The organism is Pseudomonas sp. KD5, from assembly GCF_012932895.1.
Taxonomy (GTDB): domain Bacteria; phylum Pseudomonadota; class Gammaproteobacteria; order Pseudomonadales; family Pseudomonadaceae; genus Aquipseudomonas.
In genome coordinates, this window is sequence record NZ_JDWJ01000009.1 from 193,347 (window position 1) to 206,590 (window position 13,244).

General features: G+C 58.2%; 16 protein-coding genes. 6 read left to right on the forward strand and 10 right to left on the reverse strand.

Annotated elements, in window-relative coordinates; genetic code table 11:
- Positions 1-92: 92 nt before the first annotated feature.
- Positions 93-1,148 (reverse strand): tartrate dehydrogenase, encoded by a 1,056-nt coding sequence (locus tag AF70_RS20620; protein WP_007935426.1) that lies wholly within the window; start codon positions 1,146-1,148, stop codon positions 93-95.
- Between the two features lie 137 nt (positions 1,149-1,285).
- Here AF70_RS20620 and AF70_RS20625 point away from each other — a divergent pair, with 137 nt between their 5' ends.
- The gene (locus tag AF70_RS20625) at positions 1,286-2,209 is read left to right on the forward strand and encodes a LysR family transcriptional regulator (RefSeq protein WP_019582011.1); all 924 of its coding nucleotides are present in this window, start codon (positions 1,286-1,288) and stop codon (positions 2,207-2,209) included.
- A 6-nt stretch (positions 2,210-2,215) separates the two neighbouring features.
- On the opposite strand, the gene AF70_RS20630 is transcribed toward AF70_RS20625, so the two are convergent.
- Complete coding sequence (locus tag AF70_RS20630) at positions 2,216-2,617, reverse strand: DUF1801 domain-containing protein (RefSeq protein WP_019582010.1); 402 nt, start codon at positions 2,615-2,617, stop codon at positions 2,216-2,218.
- Positions 2,618-2,786: 169 nt separating this feature from the next.
- Between AF70_RS20630 and AF70_RS20635 the strand changes: the two genes are divergently transcribed.
- From AF70_RS20635 to AF70_RS20645, 3 genes are all read left to right on the forward strand, one after another.
- The gene (locus AF70_RS20635) at positions 2,787-3,350 is read left to right on the forward strand and encodes a histidine phosphatase family protein (RefSeq protein WP_028939758.1); all 564 of its coding nucleotides are present in this window, start codon (positions 2,787-2,789) and stop codon (positions 3,348-3,350) included.
- Positions 3,351-3,447: 97 nt separating this feature from the next.
- Complete coding sequence (locus AF70_RS20640; protein WP_019582008.1) at positions 3,448-3,951, forward strand: SLATT domain-containing protein; 504 nt, start codon at positions 3,448-3,450, stop codon at positions 3,949-3,951.
- A 48-nt stretch (positions 3,952-3,999) separates the two neighbouring features.
- A complete protein-coding gene (locus AF70_RS20645; RefSeq protein ID WP_028939759.1) occupies positions 4,000-4,485 on the forward strand; it encodes an adenosine-specific kinase in 486 nt (161 codons plus the stop codon).
- Between the two features lie 48 nt (positions 4,486-4,533).
- Here the strand turns inward: AF70_RS20645 and AF70_RS20650 are convergent, their stop codons facing one another.
- The 3 genes from AF70_RS20650 to AF70_RS20660 form a co-directional block, all read right to left on the reverse strand.
- A complete protein-coding gene (locus tag AF70_RS20650; protein WP_019582006.1) occupies positions 4,534-5,355 on the reverse strand; it encodes a MinD/ParA family protein in 822 nt (273 codons plus the stop codon).
- Positions 5,356-5,525: 170 nt separating this feature from the next.
- Complete coding sequence (locus AF70_RS20655; protein ID WP_028939760.1) at positions 5,526-5,900, reverse strand: cupin domain-containing protein; 375 nt, start codon at positions 5,898-5,900, stop codon at positions 5,526-5,528.
- A 96-nt stretch (positions 5,901-5,996) separates the two neighbouring features.
- Positions 5,997-6,809, reverse strand: a complete 813-nt coding sequence (locus AF70_RS20660) for an AraC family transcriptional regulator (protein WP_019582004.1) — start codon at positions 6,807-6,809, stop codon at positions 5,997-5,999.
- Between the two features lie 248 nt (positions 6,810-7,057).
- Here AF70_RS20660 and AF70_RS20665 point away from each other — a divergent pair, with 248 nt between their 5' ends.
- Positions 7,058-7,918 carry a CAP domain-containing protein gene (locus AF70_RS20665; RefSeq protein WP_019582003.1) on the forward strand — a complete coding sequence of 287 codons (861 nt, stop codon included), beginning with the start codon at positions 7,058-7,060 and terminating at the stop codon, positions 7,916-7,918.
- Positions 7,919-8,153: 235 nt separating this feature from the next.
- On the opposite strand, the gene AF70_RS20670 is transcribed toward AF70_RS20665, so the two are convergent.
- From AF70_RS20670 to AF70_RS20685, 4 genes are all read right to left on the reverse strand, one after another.
- Positions 8,154-8,606 carry an N-acetyltransferase gene (locus tag AF70_RS20670; RefSeq protein ID WP_018928248.1) on the reverse strand — a complete coding sequence of 151 codons (453 nt, stop codon included), beginning with the start codon at positions 8,604-8,606 and terminating at the stop codon, positions 8,154-8,156.
- 24 nt (positions 8,607-8,630) lie between these two features.
- Positions 8,631-9,284, reverse strand: a complete 654-nt coding sequence (locus AF70_RS20675) for a peroxiredoxin (protein ID WP_018928249.1) — start codon at positions 9,282-9,284, stop codon at positions 8,631-8,633.
- A 168-nt stretch (positions 9,285-9,452) separates the two neighbouring features.
- Positions 9,453-10,865, reverse strand: a complete 1,413-nt coding sequence (locus AF70_RS20680) for a cytosine permease (protein WP_028939761.1) — start codon at positions 10,863-10,865, stop codon at positions 9,453-9,455.
- Positions 10,866-11,088: 223 nt separating this feature from the next.
- The gene (locus tag AF70_RS20685; RefSeq protein WP_019582001.1) at positions 11,089-12,120 is read right to left on the reverse strand and encodes a lysozyme inhibitor LprI family protein; all 1,032 of its coding nucleotides are present in this window, start codon (positions 12,118-12,120) and stop codon (positions 11,089-11,091) included.
- Between the two features lie 130 nt (positions 12,121-12,250).
- Here AF70_RS20685 and AF70_RS20690 point away from each other — a divergent pair, with 130 nt between their 5' ends.
- Positions 12,251-12,541 (forward strand): DUF3630 family protein, encoded by a 291-nt coding sequence (locus AF70_RS20690; protein WP_019582000.1) that lies wholly within the window; start codon positions 12,251-12,253, stop codon positions 12,539-12,541.
- A gap of 77 nt (positions 12,542-12,618) precedes the next feature.
- Here the strand turns inward: AF70_RS20690 and AF70_RS20695 are convergent, their stop codons facing one another.
- Entirely contained in the window at positions 12,619-13,152 is a 534-nt protein-coding gene (locus AF70_RS20695) for a cysteine hydrolase family protein (protein WP_028939762.1), read from the reverse strand.
- Between the last annotated feature and the right edge of the window lie 92 nt (positions 13,153-13,244).

Below are 13,244 nucleotides of genomic sequence, written 5' to 3' on the forward strand. Positions count from 1 at the left end.
TTTTATTGTTGTCAGGAAATGCCAAGGGACCGGATTCAGCGATCTGCCCCTTGGCGCTGTGCCGCAGTACTACTTTGAATCGGTGGGAAATATCAGCGGTTGATCAACGCAATGACTGCATCGGTGATCTGCCGGGTGGTGGCCGTGCCGCCCAGATCCGGGGTATGCAAACCGCTTTCGGTCACGGCTTCGATGGCCGACATCAGCTGTTTCGCCGCGGCCGCTTCGCCCAGGTGTTCGAGCATCATTGCCGCGGTCCAGAATGTAGCAATCGGGTTGGCCACGCCTTTGCCGGTGATGTCGAAAGCCGAGCCGTGGATCGGTTCGAACATCGAGGGGAATTTGCGCGACGGGTTGAGGTTGGCGGTCGGCGCGATGCCCAGGCTGCCGGACAACGCGGCGGCCAGATCGGACAGGATGTCGGCGTGCAGGTTGGTGGCGACGATCACGTCCAGCGTCGACGGTTTGAGCACCATGCGCGTGGTTACGGCGTCGACCAGTTCCTTGTCGATCTTCACGTCCGGAAAGTCCTTGGCGACTTCGTAGAAGATCTCGTCCCACAACACCATGCCGTGACGCTGAGCGTTGGATTTGGTGACCATGGTCAGGTGCTTGCGCGGACGGCTGCGCGCCAGTTCGAAAGCAAAACGGTGAATGCGCTCGACCCCGGCACGAGTGAACACCGACACTTCGGTGGCGACTTCTTCCGGCAGGCCCCGGTGCACGCGACCGCCGTTGCCGGAGTATTCGCCCTCGGAGTTTTCACGCACCACTACCCAGTCGATCTGATCACCGTTATGCAGCGGGCTTTTCACCCCTGGCAGCACGCGGGCCGGACGCACGTTGGCGTACTGGTCGAAGCCCTGGCAGATCGGCAGCCGCAGGCCCCACAGGGAAATGTGATCCGGCACATTGAGCGCACCGACTGCGCCGAAGAAAATCGCATCGAAGGTTTTCAGTTCTTCCAAGCCACCTTCAGGGATGTAGTAGCCGTTTTTCAGGTAGTTATCCGAGTTCCAGTCGAAGTGTTTGAAGGCCAGTTCGAAGCCAGACTTTTTCGACAAGGCTTGCAGCACCTCGACGCCCGCAGCGATCACTTCCACGCCGATGCCATCACCTGGAACCGCAGCAATTTTGTATGCGCTCATCATCAACTCCACTCTCGTTACGTTCTTGTTGTGCCTGTCGAACGGGGGTGTTCAATCAGGGTGTGAGCGGAGTATATGTAGTGAGCAAATGAGCGTGAGTTACTCCAAATCACTACATAGATGAATTTGAGTTACCAATGAGCCAGACCCTGGATTTGTCTTTTTTCTACCTGCTGGCCAACAAAGGCAGCCTCGCGGCGACGGCTCGAGAGCTGGGTGTGACCCCACCGGCGGTGAGCAAACGCTTGAGCGCGCTGGAAGCACGGCTGGGCATCCGCCTGGTCAACCGCACCACGCGCTCGATGAGCCTGACCTCGGAAGGTGAGCTGTATTTTTCCCATGCCGCGCGCATCCTGACGCAGATCGATGAGGTCGAGCAGCTCATCAGCAGCAGTCGTGCAACGCCGAAAGGCCTGATTCGCGTCAACGCGTCTTTGGGTTTCGGTCGTCGCTACATCGGCCCGGCATTGGGCGCGTTCTTCGCGCAATACCCGGAGGTGGAAATACAGCTGGAAATCAGCGATCACCCGCTCGACCTGGCGACCCACGGGTTTGACCTGGGCATTCGTTTCGGCACGCTGCCGGATGCGGCCTTTCATGCGCGCAAGATTGCCTCCAATCGCCGTTTGTTATGCGCCTCGCCGCTGTACCTGGAAAAGCATGGCGTGCCGCAACGCCTGGCGGATTTACAACAACACAACTGCATTTTCCTGCGGCAAAACGAAACGCCCTACGGCGTATGGAGCTTTACCAACGGTGGGCGCACGCAAAACGTCAAAGTGCGTGGCGCGTTAGGCTGCAACGACGGTGAAGTGGCCCTCAATTGGGCGCTGGAAGGTCATGGGATTCTGCTGCGGGCCGAATGGGACATCGCCCGCTACGTGCGCAGTGGCCGCTTGCGCCTGGTGCTGGAGGACCAGACACCGACCCGCGCCGATGTCTATGCCATCTACCCGCAACAGTTACACCTGTCGGCGCGAGTGCGCAGCCTGATCGATTTTCTGGTCGAGCGTTTCAAGCACATCGATCACCTGGATGAACCGGAATCTGTGCTCGACTGAACGGCGCTACGACAGATTGAGCGCCACGGCGGCGCGAATCAGTGCCTTCAAGGCTGTTTCATCAATCCGGTCGCCCTCATGAATATCGATGGCACGCCGGGTGTTGCCATCGAGGCTGGCGTTGAACAGTCCTGAAGGGTCTTCCAGCGAGGCGCCCTTGGCGAACGTCATCTTCACGGCATTCTTGTACGTCTCGCCGGTGCAGATGATGCCGGCATGCGACCACACCGGAACGCCCCGCCACTTCAACTCCTCGACCACTTCGGGGTCGGCTTGCTTGATGAGCGCTCGAACCCGAGCAAGCGTCTCGCCCCGCCAATCATCCAGTGCCTTGATTTTCGCCTCGATCAGCGCAGAGGCAGAGCCTTGCCCCTCAGTGTCCTTAGATCCAGCCGTCTCCTTGCTCATAGTGGCTATCCCTCTTCATAATGATTGTCGCTCGCCTGCCTCTTGAGTATCGCTGACAGGACTACAACGCAGGCGTTGCAGTTTGACCCACAACGGGTCGTTTGCCTTCAAATCTCCGATGGATGCAACTTGTGCACTCACGGAATAGCAAAACAAGGACGTAACAACAGTGGAAAAGGAAATCATCTTGATGCGTCATGGCCAGCCAGATCTGGCCGTGCAAGACAAAGTTTCAGCGCGCGATATGAAACGCTGGATCGAGCAATACGACCTGTCAGAAATCATCGACCAACCCGCCCCACAATCGAGTGTGGCACTGGCGCTTACTGCCAGAACGATCGTGTCGAGCAGTGCGCCCCGGGCGCTGACGTCGGTTCGAGCGCTAGGCCTTCAAGCCAGCCTTGTCGATGATATGTTCTGCGAAGCGCAGCTCCCCCATGGACGATGGACACTGCCGCGCCTTTCACCATTTACGTGGGCATTCATTCTTCGTGTTTTATGGTTGTGCGGTTTCTCGGGGAAGGTCGAGTCTGCCAGTAAGGCCAGAATGCGCGCCAATACGGCAGCTCAACGGCTTCAATCCCTTGCCGACGAAGGGCCCGTTTTACTGCTCGGTCATGGAATAATGAATCGAATGATTGCCAAGCACCTGGAGGCTACCGGATGGATTCGCCATACCAGCAATGGTAACCGGTACTGGAGCGCGACGGCCTATCGTATGAAACCGCGTTAAGGTACGACGACAGCCCACAGACTGAATCCCGGCGCCCTGGCTGGTGGTCAAATAGGAGCTAATATTCATCTGTATTCCCCTGCAAAGGACTGCAATCATGAGCCGGCTCGAGTTACTGACCAAATGGAATCGCATGATCGTGCGGTTGCAGATCGAGCACGAAATCAGTGCCCGAGATTTCGAGAAGTTCAGCTGGAAACTGGGCATCCCTTGCGTGGTGTTGTCGGCGATAGTCAGCGCCAGCGTCTTTGGTTCAATCAGTGACTCATCGCCAGCATGGCTCCAATATGCAGCCGGCATCCTTTCACTGCTGACCCTGGTGCTGAGTTCAGTGCAGACCTTCCTGAACTTTGATACCCGGGCTGCCGGGCACAAAGACACCTCCGAGAAGCTCGGTGCGATGTCTCGCGAGATTCAGGACGAAATCGCCAGCGGCAAGGACGAAGCTATCCTGGGGCCAATCGTGCTGGACATCCGCAAGCGCATTGATTCGATTCTTCTGGATGCCCCGACCTTACCCAAGTCAACCATAAGGAGACTGGGTGATGTTCGCATCCACCCGGAGTCACAGCCAGAAGAGCAGGAGATCGTCCCGGCTTGAATAGAGGCCCGATGCCGGTCCGCGACATCGTGACAGGAGGCGTTTGAGATGCAACTCATCACGTTGAAAATCGACAAACCGGAAGCGACGAATTTCATTTTTGGTCAGACGCACTTCATCAAGTCCGTTGAAGACCTCCACGAAGCGTTGATAAACGCCGTGCCAGGCATCCAGTTTGGCGTGGCTTTTTGTGAAGCCTCCGGCAAATGCCTGGTGCGATGGTCTGGCACCAATACCGCCATGATCGAGCTTGCGCAGAAAAACGCGCAAGCCATTGCCGCCGGCCATAGCTTCATCATTTTCCTCGGCGACGGTTTCTATCCGCTGAACGTGTTGAACGCCGTCAAAATGGTGCCAGAGGTGTGCCGCATTTTTTGTGCAACAGCCAATCCAACCGAAGTGATTCTTGCCGAGACGGAACAGGGACGCGCGATCCTGGGCGTCGTGGATGGCTTCTGTGCCAATGGCATTGAAGGCGACGAAGACATCCTGTGGCGCAAGAATTTGTTGCGGCAGATTGGCTACAAGCAGTGAAACACGTTTCGCTGCTGAGCTAACGATGGGCTGCCGCCGTCGACAGCCTCACCTGCCGGAATTCTGCACGAGTTGCTCAACGAAGAACTCCACGTGCCCTCTCGGATGAGTTGGCAATGGCCAGCTGTCGACGTTGTGCGCAAGGGCCTGGAAAGCTTGAGCGCACCTGGAGCGCGGGAAGGCTTCAAACACTGCACGTCCCTTCTGCACGGCTTTGTGCGCACTGTCGTCGTTCGGCACCGCGCCGACGTATTGCAGCGAGACATCCAGGAACATTTCGGTAATCTTTTCCAGCTTGGCAAACAGATTGCGACCTTCCGCCGGGCTGCCCGTCATGTTGGCCAGCACGCGAAAACGCTGCAGACCGTAGTTCAGGTTGAGCAATTTGATCAGCCCGTAGGCGCCGCTGATCGAGGTGGGTTCATCGCACACCACCACCAGCACTTCCTGAGACGCGCGGATGAAGTTGATCACTGAGCCACCGATACCGGCGGCCGTATCGATGATCAGCACATCCAGTTTGTCGCCGATATCGCTAAAGGCCTGGATCAGCGCGCGGTATTGCGCAGGCTCCAGATGAGTCATGTTCTGCAAACCAGAAGAGGCCGGGGCCACACGAATGCCTCCAGGCCCTGGCATGAGTGCCTCGGACAGCTCGCAACGCCCTTCGAGAACATCGGCCAGTGTGTAGCGCGGGGTCAGCCCCAGCAGAATATCGATATTCGCCAGTCCAAGGTCGGCGTCCAGCAGTACGACGCGCCGCCCCATTTTCGCCAACGCCAACGAGAGGTTAACCGCCACCGTGGTCTTGCCCACGCCACCCTTGCCGCCAGTCACAGCGATAACTTGCACGCAATGCACATCATCCATTTGTCTTTCCCTTCCCTGCGCATCGTGTGCCACTACGTAATGGCTACCATCCAGATGCCGGAAGAATAGCTGAAAAGCGCGCAATAGCTGCCTTGTCTCCCGACGAGAGGCATTTCGCCAGCCTCCATTGAATCGTTTCAACGAAAATGCCGACAGAAACCACCAAATGGCTAAATCCACACATCATTGATTGCGGTTCTTTTCCCGGCCTGATCACCGGTGTTCAGCACACCACGCGGTTCGATCAGCAACAACTTCACCTCGCGTTCAGCGTAAGGCTTGTGTTCGACGCCCTTGGGGACGATGTACATTTCTCCCTGCCCGACCACGACCGCCCCCTCTCGAAAATCGATGCGAAGCTTGCCTTCAAGGACGATGAAGGCTTCATCGGTATCGGCATGGGAATGCCAGACAAAATCGCCTTCGATTTTCACCACTTTGAACTGATAGTCGTTCATTTCGGCAATCACCTTGGGCGCCCATTGCTCGCTGAACAAGGCATATTTTTCGGCAAAGTTAATCGCGGTGCAGACCTGGGAATTCATTTAAGTCACCCTCATTGGACAAGATATCGAGCCCTGACTTTAGGGATGGCCTGACGCTGCGTATTGCACGATTGTGCAAGTCGACCGGGGCCATTCTCAAGCAAGGCCCAACCTCTTCAGCCATCGGCCGGGTGAAACGCCATAGGTCTGGACGAATTGACGCGTCATGTGGCTTTGGTCGAAAAAACCTGCGCATACGGCCGCCTCTGCCATCGAATGGCCCCCAATCATCAATGCTCTTGCCAGGTCGAGCCGGCGTTGGGTCATGTACCGATAGGGGCTCGTACCGTACAGCGCACGAAAGTCGCGGCTCAGGCTCCAGCGATCGCGGCCACTCGCTTGCGATAACTCATCCAGGGTAATGACCCGATCCAGCGAGTCATGAATCAGCGCACGCGCGCGCTCGGCCGCTGCAAAATCAAACGACTTGCGCCGCCCACGCTGGCCAGAGAGCGTGTCCAGCGCCTGCGCGAGATCATAAATAGCATCGTCTTCTTCCAGGGGCTCGATGCAAGCGTCGAGGTTTTGCAGCAGCACCTGGGTTGCGGCACCCAGCCGCGGGTCGCTCGATAAGCCGCCCTCGATAAATGGTAACGGCTTGCCGCCCAGCACCTGCTGAATCAAGGCCGGCTCGATGTAGATCATCCGGTAATGAAAACCTGCTTCGGTACCGGCCTCACCGTCATGCACTTCGTCCGGGTGCAAGACGATGGTTTTACCGGGCAGGCTGTGGCGTTGGGATTTGCGGTACTGGAAACTTTGCACACCCGACAGCGTTCGCCCGATGGCGTAAGTATCGTGGCGATGCGGCGTAAAGCCATGGCCGCCAAAAAAGGCTTCGATGCGTTCCATCTTCAACGGCTGCGCCGAGCGCTTGACCCAATCCTTGTTGCCCTTGGTCTTAGTCATGTCCCTGTACCACTCGAATGATGTCAGTACGTTACCAGTGCGAGCGTCTGCTGTCCCAGGCTCGTCACCCGCCTGGATCGGGCCTCTCAGCGTAGCCGTCAAATTTGTCTGTTCCCCTCGTGAACCAGTTTTGAGACCCGCAGTCATAGCCGTGCCGTAAAAGACGCTCGCCCAATGAAGCGCTCATGCGGTTATTGCTCATCTTTATCCCACCCTTATCGTCGTCAACTCATCAGAGCTGTCTGTTCATGCGCCCGACTGTCCGCTGCTGCCGCTTTATTTCGCTGTGCCTGATGCCTTTGTTTCCGCTGTTCACCAGCCCCGCCCATGCCAGTGGGGAACGGCAGCTGGTGGAAGTCATTAACGACTATCGCGCCGATCCCGATCGTTGCGCGGGGCGTGCGGTCAGGCCGTTACGGCCGCTGGCGCTGAAATCGGACTTGTCCTTGCCGATCGGCTATGGCGGTGGCTTACGGGAGGGGTTGAAGGCTAACGGCTATCAGGCGGTGACGGTGCGGACCATCCGTCTGGTCGGCGCGCAAGACGCCGATGAGGCGTTCGACATGCTTCAGAGCGATTACTGTGGGGCGCTGCTCGATACCCAATACGCCGACATCGGCGTCACTCGTGCCCGCAGTGAATGGCGAGTGGTACTGGCACAACCGGTGCTCGATGGGCGTATCGGCGATTCACGCGCTGCGGGCAAGACGTTGCTGGCGCAGGTCAATGCGGCACGGGCCAGGCCACGTATGTGTGGGCGCCAACGCTTTGCCGCCGCGCGCCCATTAACCTGGAACGCCGCCCTGGGCGCCGCCGCGCAAGGCCACAGCAAGGCAATGGCCTACGGCAACTACTTCGCCCACCAGGACCCCGACGGCGATATGCCGGCGGATCGCGCCAGAGCCGCCGGTTACCGCGGCCGGCAGATCGGCGAGAACATCGCCGCCGGGCAAGGCTCGCCCAGCCAGGCGATGTCCGGCTGGCTGGCCAGCCCCGGGCATTGCGCCAACCTGATGAATCCGATGTTTACCCAGGTCGGCGCGGCGTATGCCAGCGATTCGCGCAGCAATAAAGGGGTTTATTGGACGATGCTGTTTGGCGCGCCTTGAGTGAGGGTTTCGAACCGTCCATAGAAAATGGCTGGCGCTGGGGTCAGTCAGTTAGGGGCTTGAACACCGCAGACTTGTGTGGCGAGGGGGCTTGCCCCCGTTGGGTTGCGAAGCGGCCCCAAAACCTGCGATCGCGGTATATCAGGTACACCGCATGCAACGGTTTTACGACTGCTGCGCAGCCGAACGGGGGCAAGCCCCCTCGCCACACAGGCTCGCTTCCACAAGTTTGCGCCTACTTCAAGTCGAGACAGTAGGTGTAGTAACCCGTATCGCGCACATAGCCCAATGATTCATACAACCGTTGCGCGAGGTGATTGTCCGTGGCCGTTTCCAGCACCATGCCCTTGGCGCCGGTCAACAGCGCAAAGGCTCGGGCGGTGTTCATCAGCAACGTCCCTACCCCTCTGCCTCGGGCGGCAGGTGTGGTGAAGAGGTCGTTGAGCAGCCAGGTGCGGTGGGCGTCGATAGAGGAGAACGTCGGGTACAACTGGACAAAGCCGAGCGCTTCGCCCGTGGAGTCCTCGGCGAAGAAAATCACCGATTCGTCCCTGGCGATGCGCTCTGCGATGAAAGCGCGAGACTGCATCAGGTTCGAGGGCTGGCCGTAAAAGCCTCGATAGGCGTCGAAGAGGCTGGCGACTTTATCGATGTGGGTTGCATCAACGCGCAGGACCTGGACGGCCATGTGGGTGGTCTCCGAACAGATGAGTTACTTCGGTTGCGCCACGGTGCGCAAATAAGGTTTCAGCGTCTTGAAGCCATCCGGGTATTTCTTCCTGGCGTCCTCATCGGAGACCGAAGTGGGAATGATGACGTCCTCGCCCGGACGCCAGTTCACCGGCGTGGCAACGGTGTGCTTGGCGTTCAGTTGCAGAGAATCGAGCAGACGCAGCACTTCATCGAAGTTGCGCCCGGCACTCATCGGGTAGATCAGCATCGCCTTGACCTTTTTGTCCGGGCCGATAATGAACACCGAACGCACCGTGGCATTGTCCACGGCAGTCCGTGCGCCGCCACTGGCATTCGGATGAATCATGTCGTAGAGCTTCGCCACCACCAGGTTCTCGTCGCCGATCATGGGGTAGTTGACCGCATGCCCCTGGGTCTCTTCGATGTCTTTGGCCCAGGTCTTATGGTTACTGACAGGGTCGACACTGAGCCCGACGATTTTGGTGTTGCGCTTATCGAACTCCGGCTTGAGCCCTGCCATGTAGCCAAGCTCAGTGGTGCACACCGGGGTGAAATCCTTGGGGTGCGAGAACAGAATCGCCCATTTGTCACCGATCCACTCATGGAAATGCAACGGGCCTTCAGTGCTTTCAGCGGTAAAATCCGGTGCTTCGTCGCCAATACGGATTGCCATGTTCGTTCTCCTTACTGTTGAGTCGTAGGGAAGTCGCCGGAATGCTGGCTGCTGTTCCGGCGGCATTCGATGTCTGCGTTGAACCGTCAACGCGGATCAGTATAGGAGACGCTCGAGGACCCGGTAGTTAGCCGCGCGCCCACCCTGCCCCCTTTGATGACCGGGCATTCAAGCCTCTGAACTGCGCTCGACCGACACCGCAAGCGCAGATGTCCTGGCCAGCCAGTAATAGAGCATGCCCGGCACCACCAGCCCGACGATCCAGGAAATATCGACACCACCGAGCTGCGCGACCATTGGTCCGGAGTAGAAGTGAGTGTCGACAAAAGGCAGCTGGACCAACACACCGAGCACATACACGCTGATCCCCAACACATTCCAACGGCCATAACGCCCCGCCGGGTCGGACAACGCCGGGATGTCATAGCGCTCCTTGTTGATGAAGTAGTAGTCCACCAGGTTGATCGCGCTCCACGGCGTGAAGAACGTCAGCAGAAAGAGGATGAAGTACTTGAACGTACTCAGGAACGAGTACTGCCCCAACAGCGCCAGCGTGGTGGACGCGCCGACAATCGCCAGCACAAACAGCATGCGTTTGCCGGCGGATATTTCGAAGCCACGACGAAAGCCACTGATGATGGTGGCCACGCACATGAAGCTGCCATAAGCGTTGAGGGTCGACACCGTGACCTTGCCGAACACCACGCTCAAGTACAGCAGGGAGGCCATCACCCCGGTACTGCCCAACCCGACGATGGTGGCGACCTCATGTCCACGAAAATTTGCGCCCGCCAACGCAGCGGCGAACACTCCCAGCACCATGGAAGCCTGGGCCCCCACCACCGTCCCCAGGCCGACGGCGGTGAACGTCTTCCAGGACGAGGTCTTGCTCGGCAGGTAGCGTGAGTAGTCGGCCACATAAGGGCCGAACGCGATCTGCCAGGATGCGGAAAGAGACACCGCCAGCAAGAAAGTACTCCAGCCGAAATGGCGGTTTTCCAGCAACAGACCGATATCGTTGAGCGTCATCAACCGGGTAAACAGATAGACGAAGGCGATGATGCCCAGCACGCTCGCCACCCTGCCCACCAGGTGGATGACCCGATAACCGAAGAGGGTCAGAAACGCGATGCAGGAGGCGAAAATCAGGATGCCGGCGCTGTCACTGACATGGACCAATTGAGCAATGGCCTGCCCCGACAGTACCGCGCCGGTGGCGCTGAAGCCGAGGTACATCAGGCACACCAGCACAATCGGAATCGCCGCCCCATAGACCCCGAACTGCACACGACTGGAGATCATCTGCGGCAGCCCGAGCTTGGGTCCTTGTGCAGCGTGCAGCGCCACCACCGCGCCGCCGAGCAACTGGCCGATCAGCAAACCAATGAGTGACCAGAACACATCGCCACCCAGCACCACGGCCAGCGCGCCAGTCACAATCGCCGTGATCTGCAGATTGGCGCCGAGCCACAGGGTGAACTGGCTGTAGAGGCTGCCATGACGCTCCGCCTCGGGGATGTAATCGATCGAGCGTGTCTCGATCAAGGGACTTCGCTGCTGGGTATCGCTGACCTTGGTCATTTTTTGTGTTCTCTTCTTATTGAGGTAGACGCTAATGCCAGTGAGCCAAAGTGCAGAACCTGTGGGAGCGAGGCTTTCGTCGCTCAAATTTCTTAACTCACCGGCATTGGGCGTGCTTTTATTTCTGTTGTTCAGTTACCGCCCACTTCTATCGAGCCAACAACCGAGTCTAGACATAACTACTCGGCAGCGTCGCATTAGCGCGGTCGCCAACGAGATTGCATTAAGGCATCAGATCCAACGGCATCACCTGCCCTTTCGTTCGCTCGTCATACCAATGCTGCAGCACATCGGGTAAGCGGCCTTTCCAGCCCGACACGTTGGTGTAGTAACGGGCTCGGGAATTGTTCTGCTCATCGAACACCAGCAGCACTAGCCAAAATCGGACGTCCGCTGTACGCATGAGGATGGCGGCGTTGGTATTGCCCAGCCCGCGTACCCACATTTCAGTCACTTCGGCGCCCGGCAGGTCATTCGACTCATCGCCGATCAGCCTGGAACTGCTGCTGTCCACCAGCGTCTGGTAATCGTCCTTGAGCAATTGCCGCAATGCATCGTCTTCTTCCTGTGTACGCGCCAACCCCAGACTCAGTAAATCGTTGTCCAGAACCAAGGGCTGTTCCGACGCGATATAGCGCCCCGCATAGAACACGCCCATGCCAGCACCACAATCGGCATCGGCGCCGTCCTGGGTGACATCAAGCACGCCGTTGATGGCTTGGAAGGTCAACGCGCATGCACCTTCGACGTAATGCGCCTGAGTGCCGTCGAGTTTGGCGATGCCATCCAGGTCGCCAGAGTTGGCGCCGCTCGCGGCAGAAACTTCGAAGACGAGATGAGTCGAATCCCGGCGCTTTGTCTTCAACTCGGCTCCCGTCGAAACGCCCCAGGGAATACGCTGCCAAGTGGCGTCCCAGGTAAACGGAATGGCCGCGTGCTCGAGTTCAGTGATGCGCATCAGGTACTGCTGGCGCAGGCAATCGATTTGGTCTGCGCAGCGATTACGTTGTTTCAACCACTGACGCTGGTCTGCTTTTAACGCTTCAGGGGCGGTGACTTTTTCCAGCGTCGAGCGCCAGACCGCTCCCAGTTTTTGATCCAGCTTCGACGTGTAAGCGTCGGCGCAAATGGCTTTTTCACTGGAGCTGGCGGCGCTGGTGCAATCGAAGCTACTGGCATGGGCTGCGGCAGAGAATGCGAGAAACCCCAGCAGTAAAGCGCGGCGAGCGTTAGAGCAGAACAAGGTCGGGGGCATGGGTAGATTCCATTCTTTGAGCGCGCCAGTATGCCGAGACAAACGTGAAAAGGCGCTTGTTTTGGTATAGCTCGCTCGCCACAAATCTCGCAGGAAGCGTAAAGTCACGTTCATTCTCCAGGAGCAAAACATGACTGATCCGTCGCCTCCACCACCGCGGGAAATTTATCTCTCGCAGACATCCGACCGGGATCTGTTCAATCGCATCGCCAGTGAATTGGCACGAGGGCTGGGCGGGACCTGGACGGCACAGATCAATGGGTTGGACCAGCGTTATTGGGACCTGGCCGTCGAGGGGCAGACGATTACGCTGCATCTGGAACACTACCTGGGGATCATGCTGCTGGTGGAGGACGCGGATCCGGACTGGATTGCGTCGGAGCGTTTTCAGGCGGTGGTGCGGCGGCTACAGACGGATTGAACAAAAAACGGGCGCCATGATCGGCGCCCGTTTCATTTGAAGCGAGAGGGAAATACATCCAGTAACCACCGATGCTTTCAGATATTGATTTCGCTGGCCGGCACGACATCGATCCGCGCCACGGAACCGGTCAGGTGCGCCAGATCCTTGTTGTGTTCGGTGATGATGTCTTCGGCGCTCATCGTGCCATTGTCGATTGTGGAATGAGCATCGGACGCCAGCACCACGTCGTAGCCTCGCGATAATGCCTCACGGACCGTCGCGTTGACGCAGTAGTCGGTTTGCAGGCCGCAGATAATCAGGCGTTCGACGTCCAGCTCTTGCAGATGTTCATGCAGGTGGGTCTGGTAGAACGAATCCGGAGTGGTTTTGCGCACGCGCATGTCGTGGGGTGACGTCTTCAGGCCGTCGGCCAGTTGCCAGCCTTCGGCGCCGTATTGCAGCAGGTCGCCCTCTTCTTCGTGCTGGATCAGGATGACCGGAATATTGGCGGTTCGGGCTTTGGTGCTGAGGCCGTTGATGGTGTCGATGACGCGCTGTATGTCGAAGCATTCATACTCGCCGGTGCACAGCGCGCGTTGGACATCGATGATCAGGAGTGCGGTGCTCATGGCTTCCTTCCTTAGACAGGTCGCTGGAACGATGGATTTCAACTCCCTTCTAGCCTATGTAGCCGGTGTAGCAGCTGTCGAGCTTGCGAGGC